This is a genomic window from Mesorhizobium sp. USDA 3734 (genome assembly GCF_056279665.1).
On sequence record NZ_JBWCCW010000001.1, the window covers coordinates 6,913,931 to 6,938,291 of the forward strand.

Annotated in this window: 28 protein-coding genes; 12 read left to right on the forward strand and 16 right to left on the reverse strand. The window is 63.8% G+C overall.

Annotated elements, in window-relative coordinates:
* Positions 1-69: 69 nt before the first annotated feature.
* Positions 70-366 carry a 4a-hydroxytetrahydrobiopterin dehydratase gene (locus tag ACZ89F_RS33090; protein ID WP_476096426.1) on the reverse strand — a complete coding sequence of 99 codons (297 nt, stop codon included), beginning with the start codon at positions 364-366 and terminating at the stop codon, positions 70-72.
* A 107-nt stretch (positions 367-473) separates the two neighbouring features.
* Here ACZ89F_RS33090 and ACZ89F_RS33095 point away from each other — a divergent pair, with 107 nt between their 5' ends.
* A complete protein-coding gene (locus ACZ89F_RS33095) occupies positions 474-992 on the forward strand; it encodes a low molecular weight protein-tyrosine-phosphatase (RefSeq protein ID WP_476097447.1) in 519 nt (172 codons plus the stop codon).
* On the opposite strand, the gene thpR is transcribed toward ACZ89F_RS33095, so the two are convergent.
* Positions 896-1,492 (reverse strand): RNA 2',3'-cyclic phosphodiesterase, encoded by a 597-nt coding sequence (gene thpR, locus ACZ89F_RS33100; RefSeq protein ID WP_476096428.1) that lies wholly within the window; start codon positions 1,490-1,492, stop codon positions 896-898. The genes ACZ89F_RS33095 and thpR overlap by 97 nt on opposite strands.
* Before the next feature lie 128 nt (positions 1,493-1,620).
* The gene (locus ACZ89F_RS33105) at positions 1,621-2,265 is read right to left on the reverse strand and encodes an arylesterase (RefSeq protein WP_476096430.1); all 645 of its coding nucleotides are present in this window, start codon (positions 2,263-2,265) and stop codon (positions 1,621-1,623) included.
* A gap of 85 nt (positions 2,266-2,350) precedes the next feature.
* On the opposite strand from ACZ89F_RS33105, the gene ACZ89F_RS33110 reads away from it, so the two are divergent.
* The 4 genes from ACZ89F_RS33110 to ACZ89F_RS33125 all read left to right on the forward strand — a co-directional run bounded on the left by ACZ89F_RS33110 (position 2,351) and on the right by ACZ89F_RS33125 (position 7,287).
* The gene (locus ACZ89F_RS33110) at positions 2,351-3,046 is read left to right on the forward strand and encodes an ABC transporter ATP-binding protein (protein ID WP_476096431.1); all 696 of its coding nucleotides are present in this window, start codon (positions 2,351-2,353) and stop codon (positions 3,044-3,046) included.
* Complete coding sequence (locus ACZ89F_RS33115) at positions 3,046-5,595, forward strand: ABC transporter permease (RefSeq protein ID WP_476096433.1); 2,550 nt, start codon at positions 3,046-3,048, stop codon at positions 5,593-5,595. Before ACZ89F_RS33110 ends, ACZ89F_RS33115 begins: the two co-directional genes overlap by 1 nt.
* A 239-nt stretch (positions 5,596-5,834) precedes the next feature.
* Positions 5,835-6,614 (forward strand): Bax inhibitor-1/YccA family protein, encoded by a 780-nt coding sequence (locus ACZ89F_RS33120; RefSeq protein WP_476096435.1) that lies wholly within the window; start codon positions 5,835-5,837, stop codon positions 6,612-6,614.
* A gap of 106 nt (positions 6,615-6,720) precedes the next feature.
* A complete protein-coding gene (locus tag ACZ89F_RS33125; RefSeq protein ID WP_476096437.1) occupies positions 6,721-7,287 on the forward strand; it encodes an N-acetyltransferase family protein in 567 nt (188 codons plus the stop codon).
* Between the two features lie 122 nt (positions 7,288-7,409).
* Here the strand turns inward: ACZ89F_RS33125 and ACZ89F_RS33130 are convergent, their stop codons facing one another.
* The 3 genes from ACZ89F_RS33130 to ACZ89F_RS33140 form a co-directional block, all read right to left on the reverse strand.
* A complete protein-coding gene (locus ACZ89F_RS33130; protein WP_476096439.1) occupies positions 7,410-7,796 on the reverse strand; it encodes a DUF2794 domain-containing protein in 387 nt (128 codons plus the stop codon).
* 609 nt (positions 7,797-8,405) lie between these two features.
* Entirely contained in the window at positions 8,406-9,170 is a 765-nt protein-coding gene (locus ACZ89F_RS33135; RefSeq protein WP_476096440.1) for a DUF1223 domain-containing protein, read from the reverse strand.
* 63 nt (positions 9,171-9,233) lie between these two features.
* Entirely contained in the window at positions 9,234-9,431 is a 198-nt protein-coding gene (locus tag ACZ89F_RS33140; protein ID WP_476096441.1) for a hypothetical protein, read from the reverse strand.
* 5 nt (positions 9,432-9,436) lie between these two features.
* On the opposite strand from ACZ89F_RS33140, the gene ACZ89F_RS33145 reads away from it, so the two are divergent.
* The gene (locus tag ACZ89F_RS33145; protein WP_476096442.1) at positions 9,437-10,108 is read left to right on the forward strand and encodes a ceramidase domain-containing protein; all 672 of its coding nucleotides are present in this window, start codon (positions 9,437-9,439) and stop codon (positions 10,106-10,108) included.
* Positions 10,109-10,172: 64 nt separating this feature from the next.
* Here ACZ89F_RS33145 and acnA read toward each other — a convergent pair whose 3' ends face one another.
* The gene (gene acnA, locus ACZ89F_RS33150; RefSeq protein ID WP_476096444.1) at positions 10,173-12,863 is read right to left on the reverse strand and encodes an aconitate hydratase AcnA; all 2,691 of its coding nucleotides are present in this window, start codon (positions 12,861-12,863) and stop codon (positions 10,173-10,175) included.
* Positions 12,864-13,144: 281 nt separating this feature from the next.
* Here acnA and ccmA point away from each other — a divergent pair, with 281 nt between their 5' ends.
* The 4 genes from ccmA (at position 13,145) to ACZ89F_RS33170 (ending at position 15,353) form a co-directional block, all read left to right on the forward strand.
* Complete coding sequence (ccmA, locus tag ACZ89F_RS33155) at positions 13,145-13,774, forward strand: heme ABC exporter ATP-binding protein CcmA (RefSeq protein WP_476096446.1); 630 nt, start codon at positions 13,145-13,147, stop codon at positions 13,772-13,774.
* The gene (gene ccmB / locus ACZ89F_RS33160; protein WP_476096448.1) at positions 13,774-14,439 is read left to right on the forward strand and encodes a heme exporter protein CcmB; all 666 of its coding nucleotides are present in this window, start codon (positions 13,774-13,776) and stop codon (positions 14,437-14,439) included. Before ccmA ends, ccmB begins: the two co-directional genes overlap by 1 nt.
* 171 nt (positions 14,440-14,610) lie before the next feature.
* Positions 14,611-14,778, forward strand: a complete 168-nt coding sequence (ccmD, locus tag ACZ89F_RS33165) for a heme exporter protein CcmD (RefSeq protein WP_476096450.1) — start codon at positions 14,611-14,613, stop codon at positions 14,776-14,778.
* A complete protein-coding gene (locus tag ACZ89F_RS33170) occupies positions 14,775-15,353 on the forward strand; it encodes a DsbE family thiol:disulfide interchange protein (RefSeq protein WP_476096451.1) in 579 nt (192 codons plus the stop codon). Before ccmD ends, ACZ89F_RS33170 begins: the two co-directional genes overlap by 4 nt.
* Positions 15,354-15,611: 258 nt before the next feature.
* Here the strand turns inward: ACZ89F_RS33170 and ACZ89F_RS33175 are convergent, their stop codons facing one another.
* Entirely contained in the window at positions 15,612-15,779 is a 168-nt protein-coding gene (locus ACZ89F_RS33175; protein ID WP_081738754.1) for a hypothetical protein, read from the reverse strand.
* Positions 15,780-16,056: 277 nt separating this feature from the next.
* Here ACZ89F_RS33175 and ACZ89F_RS33180 point away from each other — a divergent pair, with 277 nt between their 5' ends.
* Complete coding sequence (locus tag ACZ89F_RS33180; RefSeq protein ID WP_476096452.1) at positions 16,057-16,977, forward strand: SMP-30/gluconolactonase/LRE family protein; 921 nt, start codon at positions 16,057-16,059, stop codon at positions 16,975-16,977.
* A gap of 75 nt (positions 16,978-17,052) precedes the next feature.
* Positions 17,053-17,259 (forward strand): tautomerase family protein, encoded by a 207-nt coding sequence (locus tag ACZ89F_RS33185; RefSeq protein WP_476096454.1) that lies wholly within the window; start codon positions 17,053-17,055, stop codon positions 17,257-17,259.
* 24 nt (positions 17,260-17,283) lie between these two features.
* On the opposite strand, the gene ACZ89F_RS33190 is transcribed toward ACZ89F_RS33185, so the two are convergent.
* From ACZ89F_RS33190 to ACZ89F_RS33225, 8 genes are all read right to left on the reverse strand, one after another.
* The gene (locus ACZ89F_RS33190; RefSeq protein WP_476096456.1) at positions 17,284-17,814 is read right to left on the reverse strand and encodes an NADPH-dependent FMN reductase; all 531 of its coding nucleotides are present in this window, start codon (positions 17,812-17,814) and stop codon (positions 17,284-17,286) included.
* Between the two features lie 39 nt (positions 17,815-17,853).
* A complete protein-coding gene (locus tag ACZ89F_RS33195) occupies positions 17,854-18,474 on the reverse strand; it encodes a pyridoxamine 5'-phosphate oxidase family protein (protein ID WP_476096458.1) in 621 nt (206 codons plus the stop codon).
* Positions 18,475-18,567: 93 nt separating this feature from the next.
* On the reverse strand, positions 18,568-19,242 hold the full coding sequence (locus tag ACZ89F_RS33200) for a septation protein A (RefSeq protein ID WP_476096459.1): 675 nt from the start codon (positions 19,240-19,242) through the stop codon (positions 18,568-18,570).
* Positions 19,243-19,303: 61 nt separating this feature from the next.
* Positions 19,304-21,226, reverse strand: coding sequence for a signal recognition particle-docking protein FtsY (gene ftsY, locus ACZ89F_RS33205; RefSeq protein ID WP_476096461.1), 1,923 nt, complete (start codon positions 21,224-21,226; stop codon positions 19,304-19,306).
* Positions 21,227-21,238: 12 nt separating this feature from the next.
* A complete protein-coding gene (gene mtaB, locus ACZ89F_RS33210) occupies positions 21,239-22,552 on the reverse strand; it encodes a tRNA (N(6)-L-threonylcarbamoyladenosine(37)-C(2))-methylthiotransferase MtaB (RefSeq protein ID WP_476096463.1) in 1,314 nt (437 codons plus the stop codon).
* Positions 22,552-23,436 (reverse strand): diaminopimelate epimerase, encoded by an 885-nt coding sequence (dapF, locus tag ACZ89F_RS33215; RefSeq protein WP_476096465.1) that lies wholly within the window; start codon positions 23,434-23,436, stop codon positions 22,552-22,554. The genes mtaB and dapF overlap by 1 nt, the downstream gene beginning before the upstream one ends.
* A 95-nt stretch (positions 23,437-23,531) precedes the next feature.
* Positions 23,532-23,693, reverse strand: coding sequence for a DUF1328 family protein (locus tag ACZ89F_RS33220; RefSeq protein WP_082525393.1), 162 nt, complete (start codon positions 23,691-23,693; stop codon positions 23,532-23,534).
* 98 nt (positions 23,694-23,791) lie between these two features.
* Positions 23,792-24,358 carry a hypothetical protein gene (locus tag ACZ89F_RS33225; protein ID WP_476096467.1) on the reverse strand — a complete coding sequence of 189 codons (567 nt, stop codon included), beginning with the start codon at positions 24,356-24,358 and terminating at the stop codon, positions 23,792-23,794.
* Positions 24,359-24,361: the final 3 nt, after the last annotated feature.

Consider the following 24,361-nt stretch of genomic DNA (forward strand, 5'->3'; position numbering starts at 1 on the left):
GCCGATTTGGGTCTGCTGCCCTATCGTGGACGTCGCAACACCCGGGGCGATGCCTGGTCGGTACCGGCGTCAGCCGCCGGCAAAGCGGTTCATCTTCTTCGCCAGATCGATATCGAGCGCGGTGACGCCGCCGGCATCGTGGGTGTTCAGCGTCACGTCGACGGTCTTGTAGACATTCGACCAGTCGGGATGGTGGTCCATCTTCTCGGCGGCAAGCGCGACGCGAGTCATGAAGGCGAAAGCCTCGGGGAAATTCGCGAAGGTGAATGTGCGCTTGATGGACGCGCCGTCGGCCGCCGGTGCCCAGCCTTCGAGCCCGACCAGTGCTGCGGCGATTGCGTCCTTGCCCAGTTTCTCTCTCGTCATGTCAGCTTCCCGTGCTATTTCCAAAATGACTCTCACCATAGTGCATGTCGCCCAAAAGTGCGTTGCGGTTTTGGGATAACGACATGCACAAAAACAAATCCGGATCGATGAGCGCGAAGCGCATAAATTCCATTCTCTTCGTCTGCCTCGGCAACATCTGCCGGTCGCCATTGGCGGAAGGCGTCCTTCGGGCCGTCCTGGCGGAGCGCGGGACGGGCCGGAATATCCTGCTCGATTCTGCGGCAACCAGTGGCTGGGAGGTCGGCTCCGCCCCCGATCCGCGCTCGATCGCGGTGGCGGTGCGCCACGGCGTCGACATTTCCGGGCAGAAGGCGCGCAAGGTCACGCCGCAGGATTTCTCCCGTTTTGACCTGATCCTCGGCATGGACCGGTCGAATGTCGCCGACCTGAAAGCGCTGGCGCCAGCAGCCATGCGTGACCGGGTGCACCTGTTCCTGGAATTCGCGCACGGCAAGGCAGATGACGTGCCGGACCCCTATTATGACGGAGCGGAAGCCTTCGCTTCGGTCTACCGCATGATCCGCGAGGCGTCGGAGGCGCTGGCGACAAGGCTGGAGGCACGGGCGTCCGTGCCCGACAGCGGCCAGGCTTCCTCGACGATGTAGGGGCCGCCGCCGACCGAATCGCGCGACGACATCAACACGAAACGGCCGATGCGAAACGGCAGCGTCGAGAAATTGCCACGTGCCGACAGATATTGGGCGACGTCCAGCGGGGTCGAATTGCGTAGCCTTGCAAGTGTGACATGCGGCATGAACTTGCGCGGGTCGGCGGGGATGCCGAGCCGCTGGCAGATGCGGTCGATCTCGCCCTGAAGGGCGGCAAGATCTGATGAGGCGGAAGCGCCTGCCCATACGGCGTGCGGCTTCTTCTGGCCGAAAGCACCGACGCCGGACAGCGCCAGCGAGAAGGAGGGGCGATGGACCCGGTCGAGTGCGTTGGCGATCTCGTCGGCGACATGGCCCGGGACGTCGCCGATGAAACGCAGCGTCAGATGATAGTTTTCGACGTCGATCCAGCGGGCGCCTGGCAGGCCGCCCCGCAGCAGGGACAGCGAAAGGGCGGCGTCACGCGGTATTTCGAGGGCGGTGAAAAGACGCGGCATGAAGAGCCTCCCTTCCTCGAATCGAACTGTACCCATAGCGAATCATCGATAATCAAACGGGGCAAGAGGTTTGTTGGTCACAGTCCTTGTTAAAAAGCTTCCCCAACGGAAACAGCTCCAGTCCCGCCTTAAGAACCGCCCGGCACCGCCGCGATGGCCTTCTCGACGGTGGGCAGGATGCGTTCGACCATCTGGTCGACGCCCTGCGGGCTCGGATGCAGGCCGTCCTCGAGCTGCATGCCGGGCTGGCCGGCGACGCCGTCGAGAAAGAACGGGTAGAGCGCAACGCCATATTTGCCGGCCAGGTCCGGAAAGATGGCGTCGAAGGCGCCCTGGTAGTCGGCGCCGAGATTGGGCGCGGCGCGCATGCCGGCCAAAAGCACGGCAATCTTGCGCTCCTTCAGTCTGCCCAGCATCTCGTCGAGGTTCTTTTTGGTGATGTCGGGCGAGACGCCGCGCAGCATGTCGTTGGCGCCGAGCTCGAGGATGACCAGTTGCGTGCCGTCCGGCACCGACCAGTCGAGCCGCGCCAGACCGCCGCTCGTCGTGTCGCCGGAAACACCGGCATTGGCGACCGTCACATCATGGCCTTTGGCGCGAAGGGCGGCCTGCAACCTGTCGGTAAAGCCCTGGTCCGGCCCAAGGCCATAGCCCGCCGTCAGGCTGTCGCCGAAGCCGACGATCTTGAACGGCTCGGCACCCGCCGACGACATGGCGCCGCAAGTGGCGAGGAAAACCATGAAGCCTGCGGCAATCAGGCGTTTGAAAGACATGCGGCAGGCCCCATATACCCCGAGGAATTCATCCGACGGCATCCGGCAAGCAGAGCCCTCATCCTTCATATAGGACGCTTTCATTTTGACAGAAGCCGTCATTGCGCTGAAAGACGTATCCCTGACCCTCGGCGAAGGAGCTTCCTCCGTCCATGTGCTGAAGAGCGTCAGCCTCGATGTGGCGGCTGGCGAGGCGACCGGCATCGTCGGGCCCTCGGGCTCCGGCAAGTCGACATTGCTTATGGTCCTGGCAGGGCTGGAAAGGGTCGATTCGGGTACGGTCCGAATCGCCGGCGAGCTGCTAAACGGCAAAAGCGAAGACCAGATTGCCTCGTTTCGGGGCCGAAACATTGGCATCGTGTTCCAGTCCTTTCATCTCATCCCCAACATGACGGCGCTCGAAAATGTCGCGGTGCCGCTGGAGCTGGCCGGCCACGCAGATCCGTTTTCGGTGGCGGCGCGCGAGCTGGCGGCGGTTGGCCTCAGCGACCGCGTCACCCACTATCCCGGCGAATTGTCGGGCGGCGAACAGCAGCGCGTGGCGATCGCCCGGGCGCTGGCGCCGTCGCCGCGCATTCTGATCGCCGACGAGCCGACCGGCAATCTCGACCAGGCGACCGGGCGGCAGGTCGCCGACCTTTTGTTTGCCAAGGCGGCCGAGCGCGGCATGACGCTGGTGCTGGTCACCCATGATCCGGCCCTTGCGGCACGCTGTTCGCGCCAGGTTTCGATGCGGTCGGGACGGATCGAAGCGCCGGCGCCCGTCAAGGTGACGGCCTGATGCCATTGTCGCAGACGCTGAAGCTTGCGGTCCGCTTTTCGCTGCGCGAGATGCGCGGCGGCTTGTCCGGCTTCCTCATCTTCCTCGCCTGCATCGCGCTCGGCGTCGCGGCCATCGGCGGCGTCAACTCGGTGGCGCGTTCGATCACCGCCGGTGTCGCCAATCAGGGCCAGACGCTGCTTGGCGGCGATCTTCGCTTCCAGATCAACCAGCGTGACGCCAGCCAGGCCGAAAGGGGTTTCTTTGATGGGCTGGGCGAGATTTCCAGAACCGCCAGCATGCGTTCGATGGCGCGTCTCGCCGACGGAACCGACCAGGCGCTGGTCGAGGCCAAGGCGGTCGACCATGTCTATCCGCTCTATGGCGCGCTGGAGACCGAGCCGGCACTGTCGAAGCAGGAACTGTTTGGCGAAGAGTTCGGCGTCTTCGGTGCGGCAGCGCCCGATCTGCTGTTCGAGCGGCTGCATCTCAAGCTCGGCGACCGGCTGAAGCTCGGCACCGCCACCTTCGAACTGCGCGCCAGGCTGATGACCGAACCGGACGCCGTGTCCGACGGTTTCGGCTTCGCGCCAAGGCTGATGATCTCGACCGAAGGGTTGGCGGCCACCGGGCTGGTCCAGCCGGGCAGCCTGGTCGAAAATGCCTACAAGATCCGGCTGCCGGCAGACGCCGACGAGGCGCGGCTCAAGGCCATCCAGGATCAGGCGGCCAAGGATTTTCCCGAGGCCGGCTGGTCGATCCGCACGCGCAGCAATGCGGCTCCGGCGCTGTCGTCCAACATCGAACGCTTCTCGCAGTTCCTGACCCTGGTCGGGCTGACGGCGCTGGTGGTCGGCGGCGTCGGCGTCGCCAATGCGGTGCGCGCCTATCTCGACGGCAAGCGCGGCGTCATCGCCACCTTCAAGAGCCTGGGCGCTTCGGGCGGCTTCGTCTTTGCCGTCTATCTCGTACAGATCCTGATCATTGCCGCCCTCGGCATCGTGCTTGGCCTGGTGATGGGCGCGCTGATGCCGTTCGCTGCGAGTGCCGCACTTCAGTCCGTTATTCCGGTGCCGGCGGCAGGCGGTTTCTATCCCGGCGCGCTCGGCATGGCGGCGCTGTTCGGCCTGCTGGTGACGCTGGCCTTCGCGCTGCTGCCGCTCGGCCGCGCCCGTGACGTACCGGCCACCGCGCTGTTTCGCGAGATGGGGCTGGAAGGCCGCGGCTTCCCGCGTCCCGTCTATGTCGCGGCGGCTGTCGGCATCGCGCTCCTGCTGGCGGCGCTGGCCATTCTGTTCTCGGGCGACCAGCGCATCGCCTCGATCTTCGTCGGCGCCACCATCTTCGCCTTCCTGGTGCTGCGCCTGGTCGGCGCGCTGGTGCAATGGGTGGCCAGGAAGAGCCCGCGTGTGCGCTTCGTGGCGCTGCGGCTCGCTGTCGGCAACATCCATCGGCCAGGCGCGCTGACGCCATCGGTGGTGTTGTCGCTGGGGCTCGGGCTGACGCTGCTGGTGACGCTGGCGCTGATCGACGGCAATCTGCGACGCCAGATCTCCGGCAGCCTGCCGGAGCGGGCGCCGAACTTCTTCTTCGTCGACATCCAGAGCAGCGATGTCGCTCCCTTCTCGGCGCTGATCGGCAAGGAGGCACCGCAGGGAGCGCTGGTCAAGGTGCCGATGCTGCGCGGCCGGGTGATGGCGCTGAACGGGGTCGATGTCGACAAGGTGAAGGTGCCGGCGGAAGGCGCCTGGGTGCTGAAGGGCGATCGCGGCCTGACCTATGACGCCAGGCAGCCGGAGAACGCGACGCTGACCGAGGGCAACTGGTGGCCGGAGAAATATAGCGGCGAGCCGCTGGTCTCGTTTTCGGCGCAAGAAGGCAAGGAGATCGGGCTGAAGCTCGGCGACACCATCACCGTCAATGTGCTCGGCCGCAATGTCACGGCCAGGATCGCCAATTTCCGTCAGGTCGAATGGGAGACGATGGGCATCAATTTCGTCATGGTGTTCTCGCCCAACACATTCGCAGGCGCCCCGCATGGCTGGATGGCGACGCTGACCGAAAAGAATGCCTCGACGGCGGACGATGCCCGCATCCTCAACGCCGTCACCCGTGCCTTCCCGGCGGTGACGTCGGTCCGGGTCAAGGATGCGCTCGATGTGGTCAACCGGCTGGTCGGGCAGCTCGGCACGGCGATCCGGGGGGCGGCCGGCGTGGCGCTGATCGCTTCTGTGCTGGTGCTGGCCGGCGCGCTTGCCGCCGGCAACCGGGCACGGATCCATGATGCGGTGGTGCTGAAGACGCTTGGCGCGACGCGCAGGACGCTGATCGCGGCCTTCTCGCTCGAATACATGCTGATCGGGCTCGCCACCGCGATCTTCGCGCTGGCGGCAGGCAGTGCCGCTGCCTGGTTCGTCGTCGCGCGCATCATGACATTGCCGTCGCATTTCATGCCCGAGGTGGCGGTGGCGACCATTCTGTTCTCACTGGTGATCACGGTCGGCATTGGTCTCGCCGGCACCTGGCGGGTGCTCGGCCAGAAGGCGGCACCCGTGCTGCGCAACCTGTAATCTCAGGTCCGCAACGGTCGTCCCGGATCTTGGCTCGGATTAAATCTTGGTAAGAATGCCGTCGGGAAAGCCGAGGAATCGGCACTTCGTTGTCTCACGAACCGTTACATCCGGTTACGGTCTTGTTCTTGACGCGAATAACCATCATATTTCGCCACAGGCATGCTGGAGCCCTGCCAGCGGCGCCTGGGTCCGGAAAGACCTGACACCGGACGGGGCAGAAGCAATAGAGGACTACAATGGCTGATCCCATTCGCAACTACCAGACGCGCGCCGTGCCCGGCGTCAGCGTCGGTGCTGACATCGATCAGGGCCTGCGCGCCTACATGATCAAGGTTTACAATCTGATGGGGCTTGGCCTCCTCATCACCGGTCTTGCCGCTGTCGGCACGATCATGCTGGCCACCACCACCGATCCGGCTTCGGCTGTCGCGACGCTGCCAAGCGGCGAGATGCTGACCTCCTTCGGCTACGCGATCTTCGGCTCGCCGCTGCGCTGGGTGGTGATGCTGGCGCCGCTGGCCGCCGTGTTCTTCCTGTCGTTCAGGATTCAGTCGATGAGCGTCGCTGCCGCGCAGACCACGTTCTGGGTCTACGCCGGTCTCGTCGGCCTGTCGCTGTCGTCGATCTTCCTGGTCTACACCACGGCAAGCATCTCGCAGACCTTCTTTGCCACCGCTGCCGCTTTCGGCGCGCTGTCGCTGTTCGGTTACACAACCAAGCGCGACCTGACGGCGATGGGTTCGTTCCTGATCATGGGCGTGTTCGGCATCATCATCGCGTCGGTGATCAACATCTTCCTGCAGTCGTCGGCGCTGTCTTTCGCAGTCTCGGCGATCGGTGTGCTGGTCTTCGCCGGCCTTACCGCCTATGACACGCAGAAGATCAAGGAGATGTATTTCGATGGCGACGCTTCGGATGTCGCCGGCCGCAAGGCGATCATGGGTGCCCTGAGGCTCTATCTCGACTTCATCAACCTGTTCATGTTCCTGCTGCAGTTCATGGGCGACCGTCGCTAAGGCGGCATTGGACCATCAACTTCCGAAAGGGCGGCCCAACGGCCGCCCTTTCCTTTTGTGCCGGGCTTTGCTGTTATTGCATGCAAGGAAATGGCATGCATAAATTATGAGCAATCTTACAATTCGACCCGCGACAGCGGCCGACCTCGACCGGATCACGGACATCTATGCCGACGCGGTGGTCCAAGGCACGGCGAGCTACGAACTGGACCCGCCCAGCCGCGCGGAGATGGGCGTCCGTTTCGACAGTTTGATGGCCGGCGGATTTCCTTATCTGGTGGCGCAGAAGGATGGCGCCGTCCTCGGCTACGCCTATGCCGGTGCCTTCCGGCCGCGCCCGGCCTACCGCTTCATCGTCGAGGATTCGGTCTATGTCGCGCCCTTGGCCAAGGGCCAGGGCGTTGGCTTGTTGCTGATGCAGCAGCTGATCGAGGCGTTGCGGGCCGCGGGTTTCCGCCAGGTCATCGCGGTGATCGGCGATGGCCGTCCCGATAGCGCCTCGGTGCGATTGCACGAAAAGCTCGGCTTTCGCCATTCAGGCCGCCTGGAAGGCTCCGGCTACAAGCACGGGCGCTGGCTGGACACGGTGTTCATGCAGCTGTCGCTGAATGGCGGGGCATCGGCGCCGCCCGATCCGGCCTCTCTGCCGGAGCGGAGATTTCGCGGGACCTAAGAGGAATTGGGGAAATGAGGAATTGAAGAACTGACGGCTACACTAGGCGCGGAGCCGTTTTCTTCAACTCTTCAATTCCTCAACTCTCCATTTCTTCAATTCCCCAATTCCAATTTTCCCGCTCAGGCCTCGACCAGCTTCAACTTGCTGTCGAAGATCCCAAGCACGCGGCCAAGTTCCTGGCCGCGCTTCAAGATGCGGCCGCCGGCGGCAATGACGGCAAAGGCGCCCTGCTTGCGGGCCAGTTTCGGATCCTTGACGATCTGGAACAGCGGCACTTCGCTGGCCCGGCGGAACACGGAAAACACAGCGCGGTCCGTGAGATGATCGATGGCGTAGTCGCGCCATTCATTGGCGGCGACCATGCGTCCGTAGAGCCTGAGGATCTGATCCAGCTCGCGCCGGTCGAATCGCACCGGCTGATCAAGGCGCTCGCGTCGCGCCTCGTGCAGCGGGATCAATATTGCGGATGCGTCCCCATCCCCCATCCCGCCGCTGTCATCGGTCATGCCTCGATCCTTCAAAATGAATCTTTGCCAACCAAAGTTGGCGTGTTCGCGGCTGAATTGCAAGACCCGGCGAAGCACGGCGGCGCCGCGCTGTTTCCGCCACGTCCAGTCACTTTTATGAAACGCCGTGTTGGAATTGGTGATGCTTCGCCACATTTCTGCCTTTTTTTATCCGCGCTCATGCCCCAATGTCCGACGAATTTACCGGCGTTGCCTGAGACGGTTCGGTCCGGCACCGGCTCGTAAACCCCAAGCCCCCCGCCCACGGGTCTGCGTCGGATCGAACCAACCTCGGCTCTTCCTTGGAAGAACCGGGTGCGACGATCCCAAAACCTAAATGACCGACGTCAGAAGCAAGCTGACGTCGGTTTTTTCATGTCTGGTGAGTCGAGTGCGGTTTTTTAGCGAGCGTCGCGTCCCCCTCACCCGGATTGCCAACCGAATTGCGAAGGGGCAATTCGGGACAATCCGACCTCTCCCCGAGGGGAGAGGAGATCGCGGCGGCGCCTTACCTCTTCTCCCCTCGGGGAGAAGGTGGCCGCGAAGCGGCCGGATGAGGGGCCTCTCCCATCCGCGGTCCTAGCGAAGATGGGGGGACGCTGACGCCCGTTACGGCTTGTGAATGAACGCGGCGCCCAGAATGGGACCTGGCATGCCGTCCTTGCCGACCGACTGCAGCAGCACGGCGCAGCCGCCCTTCTTGGCAATCTCGCTCATCGGCAGTTCGTAGCGCTGCGCCTTGCCGTGCCACATGCCGGCGGTCTGGATGCCGGTGACCGCATTCCAGTAGGTCATCTTGCGGCCGGTATTCTCGCCCTCACCGATCTTGACCGTCTGCGGTGGGTCGAAATAGACGATGACGACATGGGCGTCACTGGGACCGCTACCGGCATCGCCGGCGTCGATCATCACCCGGTCGCTGGTGCGGCTGACCTTGATGGCGACGCGCATGCCTTCGCCATTCTTGGCCATGCGGGCGAGCGCGCCATCGACCTCGCCGCGGCTGGCGCCGTTGACGTGGACGCGGCCGTTGATGACGGCCTGCGGCGTATAGACGGAGCGGCTGCCGAAGGCGCGCATATAGTCATATTGCCGCTCGGTGTTCTCCTTGCGGCTCAGCGTGTCCTGCCAGCCGAGATAGTCCCAGTAGTCGACATGGTAGGCGAGCGCGACGATGTCTTCCTTGGCGACAAGTTCGGCGAACAACGCATCGGCCGGCGGACAGGAATTGCAGCCCTGGCTGGTGAACAGCTCGACCACGCCCAATGGTCTTTCGAGCTGGGGCTTGTCGGACTCGCCGGCGGCGCCGGCAGACGCCGAGAAGGCCAGCGCACAGGCTGCTAGCCACAATGATTTACGCGAGGCCATGGCCATTCCGATTCCCGCCGGTGGTGCCGGCTTTATCTTGATTGCTAAAATATGTGGCAGAAGCGGAAGTCAACGGGAAGTCACGTTGCGGTGAAATTTTGCCAGTGCAGCCGACAGCAACGGCGCGATAGGGCGGTTCACCATTTCACCGAAACGCTCTATCTCGTTGGCTTGACGCAATTGCCAAGGGAAAGCGCTATGCGCTTTTCCTGGAATTGCTCTAGGAGAAGGCTTGCGCTTCAGGATAGAAACCGATTCGGGCAGCAATCACGATGTGGCAAACTCTTTTGGCGCCGGTCGACCTCTATTGCGAGCGGACCGGGCCGGAATTCTGGTCCGAGCCGGTCAACGCCCTGACGAACCTCGCCTTCATCGCCGCCGGCCTGTGGGGCGTGCGCGAGGTGCGAAGGCTGGGCACCGGCACCTTCGCCGAAGTGCTGGCCTGGTGGGTGGTGGCGATCGGCGTCGGCTCGACGCTCTTCCACACGTTTGCCACCAAGGGCACGGTCTGGGCCGACGTGCTGCCGATCGCCGGCTTCACGCTGGCCTACACGCTGTTCAACCTGCGCCGCTTTCTCGGCATGCCATGGGGCAAGTCCATCGCCGTCTTCCTTGCCTTCTATGTGATTGCCGGAGCGATAACCCTGGCCGTGCCGGACTGGCTGCGCCAGGCGTCGAACGGCACGACGGGTTATCTGCCGCCGTTCCTGGCGCTTGCCTTCTTCGGCGCGCTGGTGGCGGCCAGCGGCAATCGCGCCGGCTGGTACAATCTGGCGGGATCGGCGATCTTCGTCGTCTCCGTCATCTGCCGGATGATCGATCCGCTGGTCTGCGGCAGCTTTCCGCTCGGCACGCACTTCCTCTGGCACATCTTCAACGGCCTGATGCTCGGCGTGCTTCTGGCGGCAGCGGCGCGGTATGGAGCGCCGAAGACAGGGCAGTAGGGCAGTAGGGCAGTAGGGCAGTAGGGTGCTCTATTCCCTACTCCCTTACTGCCTTATTCCCTTACTACGCAGCCAGATCGCGCAGCACGTATTGCAGGATGCCGCCGTTCTTGAAGTAGTCGAGCTCGTCCAGCGTATCGATGCGGCAGATGATCGGCACGTTCTTCACCGTGCCGTCGCCATAGGTGACCTTGGCGATCATCGTCTGGCGCGGCTTGATGGTGCTCAGTCCGTCGATCTCGACCAGCTCGTCGCCCTTGAGATTGAGCGAGGCCCAGGAGGTGCCGTCCTCGAAGACGAAGGGGATGACGCCCATGCCGACCAGGTTCGAGCGGTGGATGCGCTCGAAGGACTGGGCGATGACCGCGCGGACTCCAAGCAGGTTGGTTCCCTTGGCCGCCCAGTCGCGCGACGAGCCGTTGCCGTATTCGACACCGGCGAAGATGACCAGCGGCACGCCTTCCTTCTTGTATTCCATCGCGGCGTCGTAGATCGATTCCTCTTCCTTCGACGGGTAGTGGATGGTGTAGCCACCCTCGCGGCCGTTCTCGCCCAGCATGTGGTTGCGGATGCGGATGTTGGCGAAGGTGCCGCGCATCATGACCTCGTGATTGCCGCGCCGCGTGCCGTACTGGTTGAAGTCGGCGACGCCGACGCCGTGGTCGGTGAGGTATTTTCCGGCCGGTGAGGCCGCCTTGATCGATCCCGCCGGCGAGATGTGGTCGGTGGTGATCTTGTCGCCGAACAGGCCAAGCACGCGGGCGCCCTTGATATCGCCGATCTTGCCGAAACCAGCGGTCATGCCGGCGAAATAGGGCGGGTTCTGCACATAGGTCGAATTGTCGTCCCAGGCATAGGTCTGGCCTTCCGGTGCCTGGACCTTCTGCCAGTGTTCGTCACCCTTGAAGACGTCGGCATATTTGCGGGCGAACAGCTCGCGGGTGACGTTCTTCTCGATGAACTCCTGGATCTCGGCCGAGCTTGGCCAGATATCCTTGAGGTAGACCGGATTGCCGTTCTTGTCCTCGCCGAGCGGCTCTGTCGTGAGGTCCTTGGTGACGGTGCCGGCCAGCGCATGCGCAACGACCAGCGGCGGCGAGGCCAGATAGTTCGCCTGCACGTCGGGCGAGACGCGGCCTTCGAAGTTGCGGTTGCCGGAGAGCACCGCGGCAGCGATCAGGCCCTTGTCGTTGATGGTCTTGGAGATCGGCGCCGGCAGCGGGCCGGAATTGCCGATGCAGGTGGTGCAGCCGAAGCCGACCAGGTTGAAGCCGATCTGGTCGAGTTCCTTCTGCAGGCCGGATTTTTCGAGATATTCGGCCACCACCTGGCTGCCCGGTGCCAGCGAGGTCTTCACCCATGGCTTCTGCTTCAAACCGAGGCGGTTGGCGTTGCGGGCCAGGAGGCCGGCGCCGATCAGCACGCTCGGGTTCGAGGTGTTGGTGCAGGAGGTGATGGCGGCAATGACGACATCGCCATGACCGAGATCATGGTCGGTGCCTTCGACGGGGTAGCGCTTGTGGATCTCGGCGGCCTTCTTGTATTCGGTCTCCATCGCCTTGGCGAAGCCTTCCGGAATGCCTTCGAGCGCAACGCGGCCTTCGGGCCGCTTGGGGCCGGCCATCGACGGCACGACGGAGCCAAGTTCCAGCTCGAGCAGGTCGGTGAAGACAGGGTCGGCCGAGCCGGTGTCGCGCCACAGGCCTTGCGCCTTGGCATAGGCCTCGACCAGTGCGATGCGGTCCTCGCTGCGACCGGACATTGTGAGGTAGCGGATGGTTTCGTTGTCGACCGGGAAGAAGCCGCAGGTGGCGCCATATTCGGGCGCCATGTTGCCGATGGTGGCGCGGTCGGCCAGCGTCATGTTGGAGAGACCCGGCCCGAAGAACTCGACGAACTTGCCGACGACGCCCTTCTTGCGCAGCATCTGGGTGACGGTGAGCACGAGGTCGGTGGCGGTGACGCCTTCCTTGAGCTTGCCGGTCAGGCGGAAGCCTATGACTTCCGGCAAAAGCATGGAGACGGGCTGGCCGAGCATGGCCGCCTCGGCCTCGATGCCGCCGACGCCCCAGCCGAGCACGCCAAGGCCGTTGATCATGGTGGTGTGCGAATCGGTGCCGACGCAGGTGTCGGGATAGGCGGTGGTTTCGCCGTCCTCTGTGTTGGTCCACACCACCTGGCCGAGATATTCGAGGTTGACCTGGTGGCAGATGCCGGTGCCGGGCGGCACGACGCGGAAATTGCGGAACGCCTGCTGGCCCCATTTCAGGAATTTGTAGCGTTCCTCATTGCGCTCATATTCGAGCTCGACATTGCGGGCGAAGGCCATCGGCGTGCCGAATTCATCGACGATGACGGAATGGTCGATGACGAGGTCGACCGGCACCAGCGGGTTGATCTTCTGCGGATCGCCACCGAGCGAGGCCATGGCGTCGCGCATGGCGGCAAGGTCGACCACGGCCGGAACGCCGGTGAAATCCTGCATCAGTACGCGGGCCGGGCGATACGCGATCTCGACGCCGGCGGTGCCCTTGTCGGTCAGCCAGCCGGCCACCGCCTGGATCGATTCCTTGGTGACGGAGCGGCCGTCCTCGTTGCGCAGCAGGTTCTCCAGCAGCACCTTCATCGAATAGGGCAGCTGGGCGATGCCGGTCAGGCCGTTCTTCTCGGCCTCGATGAGGTCGAAATAGACATACTCGGTGCCGCTTGCGGTCAGCGTGCGGCGGCAATTGAAACTGTCGAGGGATTTTGACACGTGCGATCCTTGTCTGTTCAGCCTGAAAGGGAACGGACGCCGATGGCATGCAATCACGCGCAAAGGTGCGGGTACGGCCATTTCCGCTGTCCGTTCCCAAGCAACCCGAGCCGTTCAAGGCGGCGCGTGCGCTGGTTCGGCGCTAATTCTGTTCCCGTGCCGACCGCTGGCACGGATGCACCGCATATAGAGAATTTTCTGGAATAGTTCTAGACAGTTGGAAAGCAAATTTGTGCGATGCGGCAGCTGCCGCGACACATGGTTTTCAGGGCAGGCTAGGGATGCGGCTGATCGCCGAAAATCTGGGCGGCGAACGCGGCGGCGACACGGTGTTTTCCGGCATCGGTTTTGCCCTGGAAGACGGTCAGGCGCTTGTCGTCACCGGGCCGAACGGATCAGGCAAGTCGACTTTGCTGCGGGTCATCGCCGGGCTGTTGCCGGTGGCGGAAGGCCGCGTGAGGATCGAAGGTGGCGGCGAAGCGTTTCCGTCTGTTGCCTCGGCCTGTCATTACCTTGGCCACCAGAACGCAATGAAGCCGGCGCTCAGCGTGGCGGAGAACCTGCGCTTCTGGCGCGACTTCAACGGCGATGGGCAGCTCGGCCTCGAAGAGGCGCTGGAGACGGTCGGACTGGGCGGCATCGGCCACCTGCCGTTCGGCTATCTGTCGACCGGGCAGCGGCGGCGGTCAGCGATCGCCAAGCTTTTGGTCAGCCACCGGCCATTGTGGCTGCTCGACGAGCCGACGGCGGGGCTGGACAAGGCTTCGGAAGGGCGGTTCGCGGGGTTGATGACGAGACATTGCGCGGATGGCGGGATGATCGTTGCGGCGACGCATCTGCCGCTTGGGTTGGACGGCGCTGCGGAATTGGTGATGGGGGAACTCCTGCCTCAACAAGGGACCGCATCCTAATGTGGGCGCTCTTCCTGCGCGACATCCGCCTCAACATCCGTGCCGGCGGCGGCGCGCTGACCGGCGTTATTTTCTTCCTCGCCGTCATCGCCACCATCCCGTTCGGGGTCGGGCCGGATCTCAAGCTGCTTGCCCGCATCGGGCCGGCGATCCTGTGGATCGGTGCGCTGCTGGCCTGCCTGCTCGGGCTCGACCGGTTGTTCCAGGCCGACCGCGAGGACGGCTCTCTCGATCTGCTGGTGCTCGGCAATGACCGCCATATGCTGGCGCTGACGGTGCTGACGAAATGCCTGGCGCATTGGGCGGGCAGCGTGCTGCCGCTGGTCATCGCGGCTCCCTTGCTCGGCCTGTTCATGAACATGGAGCCGCTCGGCATCGGCGCCACGGCGCTGACCCTTCTGGTCGGCACGCCGGCCATCACCTTCATCGGTGCCGCCGGTGCCGCGGTGGCGGTGGCGTTGCCGCGTGGCGGGCTGCTGATCTCGGTGCTGGTGCTGCCGCTGACCATCCCGGTGCTGATCTTCGGCGTTTCGGCGAGCTATGGCGCGACGGCCAATCCCGATCCGTTTCTGCAGCCCTTCCTCATTCTTGCCGCGCTGACCTTGTTTCTTAGCGTGCTGGGTCCGGTCTCGGCGGCGCTGGCGCTGCGCCATGGCACGGATTGAGTCAGGCGTGGTTTGCGCGACATCAAGGGCGGCAGCGCCGCGACCGCATAAGTTCGGAAGCCGCGGCGCGGCAGCCGATTGCGAAGCCGCCAGCACGCCGTTAAGGGAAAGCATGATCGAGCGAGGCGGAAGGATCCGGTTGGGAAGAAGGATGTCGATGGAGCGGCAGGCATGAGCGCGCATGCACTTTACGTCACCGCCGCCTATGGCATCACCGCCGTGGTGCTGATCGGGCTGATCGGCTGGATTCTGATAGACCAGCGGGCGCGCAAGCGCGAACTCGCCGAACTGGAGGCAGCCGGCGTGCGGCGTCGATCCGACAAGGCCACCAAGCCATGAGCACCGAAACGGAAACGCCGACGCCACGTCGCCGCCTGATCGTACTTTTGCCCCTGTTGATCTTCCTCGGCCTGGCCGGACTGTTCCTGTCGCAGCTGTTGTCGGGGCGCGATGTTTCGGAAGTGCCGTCGGCCCTGATCGGCCTGCCGGCGCCGCAGACCAACCTGCCGGCGCTGGAGGGCATCAATCTGCCCGGGCTCGATTCGAAATCCTTTACCGGCAAGGTCACGCTGGTCAACGTCTTCGCATCGTGGTGCGCGCCATGCCGCGAAGAGCACCCGGTGCTTTTGGCGCTGTCGCAGGACAAGCGCTTCGCCATGGCGGCGCTGAATTACAAGGACCGGCCGGAAAATGCCCGCCGGTTCCTCGGCGATCTCGGCAATCCGTTCCAGGCGATAGGCGTCGACGAAGCTGGCCGCACGGCGATCGACTGGGGCGTCTACGGCGTGCCGGAAACCTTCGTCATCGGCAAGGACGGCAGGATCGCCTATAAGCACGTCGGTCCGCTGACGCCCGAGATGGCGAGGGATCTCTTACTGCCACAGATAGACAAGGCGCTGGCGGTGCCGGGTTAGGCGGTCACTCGCTTTCGTAATCCTAGGGCGAAGTAAGGAGCGGAGCGACGCGGCGAAGACCTAGGATCCATGCCGCGACATTCACCAGGAAATGCGGCGGTCCGAAACGCGCGCTTGTTCGCGCGAAATCCCGGATCATCGCAAAACAAATTCTGCACCGCCGTGGTGCTCGAAAATCACGGCATGGATCCTTGGGTCTTCGCTCCGCTTCGCGTCGCTACGCCCAAGGATGACGAACGTGATGGGCTGACCGAATGCTCAGCCGTAGATCTGCTTGTGGACCTGGTAGAGCATTTCCGAGCGGTCGGCGCGCATGTCGGCCAGATCGCGGCTGGAAAAGCTGTCGATTTCGGCGACAAGGCGGTTGTAGTGCTTGCGCTTGGCAATGCTGTTGCGAGCGCGGGTCATGAGACTGTCGAGGATCATAGCAAGGTTCCTTTTTGGCGCCGCATTTCGGCGGCCGTTTCTTCCTCCCTTGATCGATACGAAGCATGACATAGTAATGGTGCGTTGCAAAAAGAAGATGTTGCAATGCACCATTGCGCCCAGCGCATAGCCGGTTAATGCGGCGTTGACGTCATGCGCAGAGCTGGCAAGCGATCTGTCTTGGCCGCGCTTTTTGTATGACACTGTGCGTACGCACATTGCCTTCTGTCCCGCGGGCTGGCTTGATCCGCTGTCACGTGATGCCGGGAGGAAAAGCATGGCGGCCGCAGACTATTATGAAATTCTCGATCCACGCTTCGCGCGCCTGTTCAACGGCAACGCGCAGGTCGAGAAGCTGTTCACCGGATGCCAGTGGGCGGAAGGACCGGCCTGGTTTGCCGCCGGCCGCTATGTCGTCTGGTCCGATATCCCCAACAACCGCATGCTGCGCTACGACGAGACCGACGGCAATGTCAGCGTCTTCCGTCAGCCATCCGGCAACTCGAACGGCAACACTGTCGACCGGCAGGGCCGACTGATCACCTGCGAGCATTCCGGCCGCCGCGTCAGCCGCACCGAATTCGACGGCTCGGTCACCACCATCGCCGCCAAATGGAAGGGCAAGCGGCTGAACTCACCCAACGACGCGGTGGTGAAGTCGGATGGCTCGATCTGGTTCACCGATCCGAGCTACGGCATCGATACCGACTATGAAGGCGACAAGGCCGAGAGCGAGATCGGCGCCTGCCATGTCTATCGGGTCGATCCCGGCACCGGCGAGGTCGAAGCTGTCATTACCGACATGGTCAGGCCCAACGGGCTCGCCTTCTCGCTCGACGAGAGCAAGCTCTATGTCGTCGACACTGGCCGCACGCATGGCGCGCAGAATCCGGCGCATATGCGGGTGTTCAATGTCGGCAAGGGCGGCAAGAAGGTTTCTGGCGAAAAAATCTTCGCCGAGTGCACGGCGGGCCTGTTCGACGGCTTCCGGCTCGACGAGGACGGACGCATCTGGACCAGTGCGGCCGACGGCATCCATTGCTACGATCCGGACGGCACGCTGATCGGCAAGGTCAAGGTGCCGGAAGTCACCGCCAATTGCGTGTTCGGCGGCAACAAGCTGAATTGCCTCTACATCGCCGGCACCACGTCGCTCTACATGGTGCGGCTGATGGTCAACGGCGCCAAGACTTATTGAGACCAGTGCATTGGCGGTTGCTTCGACAGTTTCGTCGAAGCGGGTCGCGAGCACGAACATCCCCGGGAGGACATCATGCCATTCGTCAACATCCGCATCGTCAAGGAAGTGATATCAGCCGATCCGGCGGGCAAGAAGGCGGATATCGCCAAAAAGGTCACGGCGGCCATCATGGACGCCACCGGCCTCGGCAATGACGATGTCTGGGTGGTCTTCGAGGAGGTCAACGCCCGCGACTGGTATGTCGGCAAGACCGATGTCGAGACGCTGCGCAAGGGGTAGGGCGGAGGCGTGGCGGACCGCCGCTCAACGCGAACAGATGAAATCGGTGAAGGCCGAGAGGGCGTTGCGTATCGCCAGCACGTTCACCGCCTCCGCCAGGATGCGTTCCACCTCCGGCGGCTTCTTGCCGAGCAGGGCAATCTCCAGCACATCGTCGCAAAGCGCGAACGACATCGTCCGCATGATCTCGGCCAGAGCGGCGCGGGCAAACAGCGAGCGCGGCGAGGCGTGCACCAGCATGGCGGGCTTCTCGACAGCGGCGTCGCGTGAGACCAGCCAGTCGAGGGCGTTCTTCAGCCCGCCCGGCACGCCATGGGCATATTCCGGACAGGAGATGACAACGCCGTCGGCTTGAGTGACGGCATCGATCAATTCGAACGCTGCTCGCGGCGTCCGCTCGCCCTCGTCGTCGGGATTGAAGATCGGCAGACGGCCGAGCCCGTCATAGACGGTGACGCGGCAGCCGGGCGGCGCGTTGCGCGCCAGTGCGGCGACCAGCGCCGAATTGGTGGAGGCCGCGCGCAGGCTGCCGGAAATGGCAAGAATGTTCAGCAAGGTGTGGAACCGGTCAGGGCGAATCGTGGTCCCGAAAGCCTACCACATCGTCTGCTTGTAGCTGTCGTCCAGCCAGCGGTCGGTCGCCTCGGCCGAATCGGCCAGCGCCAGCTGGTCACGCAGGATCTGGCCGAGCGTCGGCAACGTCGCGCGGTCGTACCAGGTTTCCGGCTTCCACAGATCCGAACGCATGAAGGCCTTGGCGCAATGCATGTAGGTGGCCTTGACGGTGACCACGATAACGCTTTGCGGTTCCTTGCCGTCGACGGCAAGCCGTTCGCGCAAGGCGGCGTCGACGGTGATGCGGGCCTCGCCGTTGACGCGCAGCGTCTCGTTCATGCCTGGAATGAGGAAGAGCAGTCCGACCGAGGGATTGACGAGGATGTTCTCCAGCGTGTCGAGCCGGTTGTTTCCGGGCCGGTCGGGGATGGCGATGGTGGTGTCGTCGAGCACGGCGGCGAAGCCCGGTTTGTCGCCCTTCGGCGTCACGTCGGCATTGCCGGCGCCATCGGACGAGCCGATCAGCACGAACGGGCTCTTGCCGATGAAGGAGCGGCAATGGCCGTCGAGCACCTTCAATTCCTTGCGGATCGAGCCGTCGGTCGGCCGTGGCGTCTTGTAGATCGTCCTCAGCTCGTCGCGCGTGGTGACGAATTCCATGGCCCTCTCCCTCTTTGTTTTGACGCAATTCCCTAGGGAAAGCGCTACGCGCTTTTCCCGGGGAAACCGCTTCACACTTTTCCTGGAATTGCTCTATTTACCGGCCTTCTCTTCTTTCGCGGTCTTGTCCTCGAGAGAATGACGCAGGATCAGCGGCATCTGGCTGAAGGTGAACAGAAGCGTGATCGGCATGATGCCCCAGACCTTGAAGGTAACCCAGGCGTCGGTGGAAAAATTCCGCCACACCACTTCATTGGCAAGGGCCAGGAGCAGGAAGAACAGGCCCCAGCGGAAGGTCAGCTTGCGCCAGCCCTCGGCGTCGAGGCTGAAGGCTGAATCGAAGACATAGCCAAGCAGCGACTTGCCGAAGTAGAGGCCGCCGAGCAGCACGCCGCCAAACAGCGTGTTGACGATGGTCGGCTTCATCTTGATGAAGATGTCGTCCTGCAGATAGAGCGTCAGCGCGCCGAAGATGAAGACGACGACGCCGGACACCATCGGCATGATCGGCAAGGTGCGCATCAAAAGCCATGAGGCGATCAGCGCGATGGCTGTGGCGGCCATGAACAGGCCGGTGGCGACGAAGATCGGGCCGCCGAATTCGGCCAAAGCAGGGAATTTCCGCACCAGCCATTCGCCGCGCGCATTGGCGAAGAAGAACACCATCAACGGCCCCAGCTCCAGCACCAGCTTGAGCAGCGGATTGACGCCTTCCTTCTTCTGTTTTTGCGGGTCCGACGGATCGCGTTCGAGAATGGGTGGGTTCATGGAATCTCTTTCTTGCGCATGATCCGATCCAAAAAGTCTGCAGCTTTTTGGGACATGCTTGTTAAGCCACTCCAGCGATCGCCCTGGCGAATTCGCTTGCCGAGAAGGGTTCGAGGTCGTCGACCTGTTCGCCGACGCCGATGAAATAGACCGGCAGTTTGTGCTTTGCCGCGATCGCCACCAGAATACCGCCGCGTGCCGTGCCGTCCAGCTTGGTCATCACCAGGCCGTTGACGCCGGCAATGTTGCGGAAGATTTCGACCTGGTTGAGCGCGTTCTGGCCGGTGGTGGCATCGACCGTCTGCAGCACGGTATGCGGCGCTTCCGGGTCGAGCTTGCCGAGCACGCGGACGATCTTTTCGAGCTCGGCCATCAGTTCGGTCTTGTTTTGCAGGCGGCCGGCGGTGTCGATGATCAGCACGTCCGAGCCGGCTTCCCTGGCCTTCTCGAAGGCATCGTAGGCCAGCCCTGCGGCATCGGCGCCGATCTTGGAGGCGATGACCGGCGATTTCGTCCGCTCGCCCCAGATCTTCAACTGCTCGATCGCGGCAGCGCGGAACGTGTCGCCGGCGGCGAGCATCACCGACAGGCCGCCATCGGTTAGCTTGGCTGCCAGCTTGCCGATGGTCGTGGTCTTGCCGGTGCCATTGACGCCGACCACCAGGATGACATGCGGCTTGTGCGAGAGATCGAGCTCCAGCGGCATGGCGACGTGGGTCAGCACCTTTTCCACCTCGGCCGCCATGATGGCGCGAACCTCGGTGTCCGAGACATCCTTGCCGTAGCGGCTGGCGGCCAGCGCATCGGTGACGCGCAAGGCGGTTTCCATGCCGAGATCGGCACGGATCAGCACATCCTCCAGATCCTGCAGCGTCTCTTCGTCCAGCTTGCGCTTGGTGAAGACGCCGGCAATGTTGCCGGTCAGTTCCTTGGACGAGCGGGCAAGCCCATCCTTCATGCGCTGGAACCATGAACGCCTCGGCGCCGGCTCCGGCGCCTTCTGCGGCTCGGCCTTCTGCTCGACCTTCTTGGTGACGGTCACCTTGCCGGGCGCTGGAACAGGTTTTGGAGCAGGTTGCGGAATGGCCTGCGGTTCGGGCGCGATTTCGGCAATGACCGGCTGTGCTTCAACAGGCGACGACTGGCGAATGGGCACCTGGATTTCGGCAGGCGGGGCTTCGGGCGACGTGCGCTCTACCTCCCCCTCGATGGGGGAGGTCCCGAGCGTAGCTCGGGGGTGGGGGTGACTGGCGCCGGCGCTGTCACCCCACCCCGCCGCTTCGCGTCGACCCTCCCCATCGAGGGGAGGGTGGGGCGTCGGCGCTGAAACTTCTTCCTTCTCCCCGTCACTATACGGGGAGAAGGTGCCGGCAGGCGGATGAGGGGCGGCGTCGACCTCTGAAGACGGCTGAAGAGGGGACGGCGCCGGTGTCGGCACCTCGATCGGCGCTGGTGTTTCTACCGGAACCTCGGCAGGCGTCGGCACTTCGACCGGTGCCGGCTCCGGCTGCTTTTCCGGGCGTGACGGGACGATCTCCGGCTCGGCCGGTACGGGTGGTGGTACCTCTTGCGGTTGCGGCTCAGGAACAGCGGGAGGTGTTGGGATCTCCCCGGGCACCGGCGGCTCAGCAGGCGTCTCGGGTGCCGGTTCCTCTTTCGGCGCAGGCTCCGGTAGCGGTTCCGGTTCCGACGGAACAGTCGGCTCAGGCGTTGGCGGAATTGTCGGAGCCGGCTCGGGCTCCGGTTTCTCGACAGGCGCCGGTTGAGGCGCAGGAACCACCTCCGGCTCGACCGTCGGCGTCGTTTCCGCCTCGGGCCGCGGCTCGTCGCGCTTCAAGAACTCCGGAACGACCTGCTCGGCCGCCGGCTTCAGCGCATCGAGTGCCTCCCATTTGATCGGCGGGAGCGGGGCGGTCTCGTCGACCCGCTCCTCGACCACCTCTTTCTTGCCGAACGAAAATATCTTCTTGAAAAAACCAGCCATGCTTTGCGTTTCTCAGGCGGCGCGGACGGCGAGCGGCGCCGCGATCAGCCGGGCGCCGTCATGGCCGGTGATGTCAGCCTGGACGATCTCGCCCGGTGCGCCCGTGCCGAGTGCGGCAAGCGTAAAACCCTCGGTGCGGCCAAGGCCGTCGCGTTCGATCAGGATCGACTGACGCGTACCAGTGAGCGACGACAGATGCCTGATATACGCAGCCTCGCCGGCGACGCGCAGCCGGGCGGCGCGTTGCTTGACCACCTCGCGGCGCAGCTGCGGCATGCGCGCGGCGGGTGTGCCTTCGCGGGGGCTGAACGGGAAGACGTGGAGATGGGTCAGGCCACACTCCTCGACGATTTTCTCCGAGTTCTCGAACATCTCGTCGGTTTCGGTCGGGAAGCCGGCGATGATATCGGCGCCGAAGACGATGCCGGGGCGCAGCTTGCGCACATCCTCGCAGAAGCGGATTGACTGGTCGCGCAGATGGCGGCGCTTCATCCGCTTCAGGATCATGTCGTCGCCCGACTGCAGCGACAGATGCAGATGCGGCATCAGCCGCGGCTCGGTGGCAATCGTGTCGAGCAGATCGTCGTCGGCCTCGATCGAATCGATGGAGGACAGCCGCAGGCGCTTCACATCGGGCACTTGCTTGAGGATGGTCTTCACCAGCTTGCCGAGTTTCGGGGCGCCCGGCAGGTCGGCGCCGAAACTGGTCATGTCGACGCCGGTCAGCACGATCTCGGCATAGCCGTTTCCGGCGAGCCGCTTGACCTGCTCGACGACGGCGCCCATCGGCACCGAACGCGAATTGCCGCGGCCGTAAGGAATGATGCAGAAGGTGCAGCGGTGGTCGCAGCCATTTTGCACCTGGACGAAGGCGCGTGCCCGGCCCTCGATGGCGTCGACCATGTGGCCTGCGGTTTCGCGCACCGAAAAGATGTCGTTGACGCGCGCCTTCTCGGTGTCGTTGATGCCGAAATCCGGCAGCGCGCGATAGGAATTGGCCTTGAGCTTCTCCTCATTGCCAAGCACGAGATCGACCTCGTCCATGGCGGCGAATTTTTCGGGCTCGGTCTGCGCGGCGCAGCCGGTGACGATGATGCGCGCCTGTGGGTTGTCCCGGCGCGCCTTGCGGATCGCCTGTTTGGCCTGGCGCACCGCCTCGCCGGTGACAGCGCAGGTGTTGAAGATCACGGCGCCGCCTTCCAGCTCGCCGAGACCGGCGGTTTCAGCCTCGCGCCGCATCACCTCGGACTCATAGGTGTTCAGCCGGCAGCCGAAGGTCACCACATCGATGCCCCTGGACACCGGGCTCTTGGACAGAGCGGACATCAGGCCGCGCTTTCGGTGTCGCGGGCCCATGTTCCGGTCGACGGATCGAAGCTGCCGGAAAATTCCCATTCGGCGGCACCGGTGAGGATGACGTGGTCGTCGTCGCGCCATTCGACATGCAGCGTGCCGCCGCCTGGGGTCAGCAGATTGACGCTGCGGCCGGTCCGGTTGGTGCGGGCCGCGGCAACAACGGCGGCGCAGGAGGCCGAGCCGCACGCCTTGGTCAGGCCGGCGCCGCGCTCCCAGGTGCGGATGACCATGGTCTGCGGCGAGGTGACCTGAGCGATAGTTATGTTGGCGCGCTCGGGGAACATCGGGTGGTTCTCGAGCAGCGGGCCGAAGCGGTCGAGCTCATAGGACCAGACGTCGTTGTCGACCCAGAAGATGGCGTGCGGATTGCCCATCGAGACGACGGAGGGCGAGTGCAGCACCGGTGCGTCGATCGGGCCGATCTGCAGCTCGATCATGCGGGTGTCGCGGAATTCCTCGGCCAGCGGAATGTCCTGCCAGCCGAAACGCGGCGTGCCCATGTCGACCGAGATCGACCCGTCGGCATGTTCGCGCGCGTTGAGGATGCCGGCAACGGTCTCGAAGGTGAAGGTCTTCTGGCCGGTCTCGGCGGCGAGCGCCTGGACGACACAGCGCATGCCGTTGCCGCAGGCCTGCGCGCCGGTTCCGTCGGAATTCAAGATGTCGATGAAAAAGGCGGTGCCCGGCGTCCTGGCGTCGTGGATCGCCATGATCTGATCGAAGCGGGTCGCGGCATCGGCGTTCAGCGCAATGGCGGCGGCAGCGGTCACCCGATCGGCACGGCTGCGCATGTCGGCAACGATGATCTCGTTGCCGATGCCGTTCATCTTGGCGAAAGGGGCAGTGCTGGCCATTGCTCCGAAAATTCCGTGTCCGTTTGGCGCTATATGGCGGAAACGGGCAGGAATTACCAGTGCGCAGCCGCTTGGTCACGGCGAAGGCGCCGGACTTACGTGACGGCGAAGATGCCAAGCACCACCAGCAGGAAGATGACCAGAACAATGCCGATGAGGATGCGCGCGCCGGTGGCGGCGGCACCGGCCAGCGCCGGCATGCCCAGCAGGCTCGCCGCGGCGGCGACGATCAGGAGAATGATGATCCATTTGAGCATGGAATGCCTCGCAAACCGACCGATTTTCAAACCGCATGAAAACGCGTCGGCCGCGTTTGGGTTCCGTCGGCCGCGAGGTCGATGCTCGTCGCCAGGATCTAGCCGGCGATCTCGATATCGGTGGTGAAGGGCGCCGTCTTGTTCGAATTCTCGTCATGCATGAGGAAGTCGCAGCGGTATTTGCCGGGCGGCAAGCCGTCGAGGGAGAGATCCAGCTTGAAGAACAGTTCGCGGTTGTGCGAGCGGGAGGCGACCTGAACACGGCCGACCTTCTCGCTCGTGCCGAGCGTCTCGCCGGCCGCGGAAACCACCGTGATGTCGACGGAAAGCGCGATCATGCTGTTGCCGAGGCCGTCCGAGCCGTAGCCATAGCCAATGGGTTCCATGTACAGCACGATCTTCTCGCCGGGCTTGTAGATGTGATTGGCACGCTCGCTGTAGATGCCGAAACCGCTTGCGGTATCGACCTGTTTGACGTTCTGGACGGCCAGCGGCATCGCTTGCCAAAAGGCTTCCTCGGCGCTGCGGAATTTGTCCAGCGCGCCGGCGCCGTCACCCGATTGCAGCAGCTTTTCGGCTTCCGCGGCGCGGTCGCTGATTTCGCCTGCTAAAGCGCACGGCGTCGAAATCGCCAACGCCATCAGAACTGCCATGATCGATTTCATCTG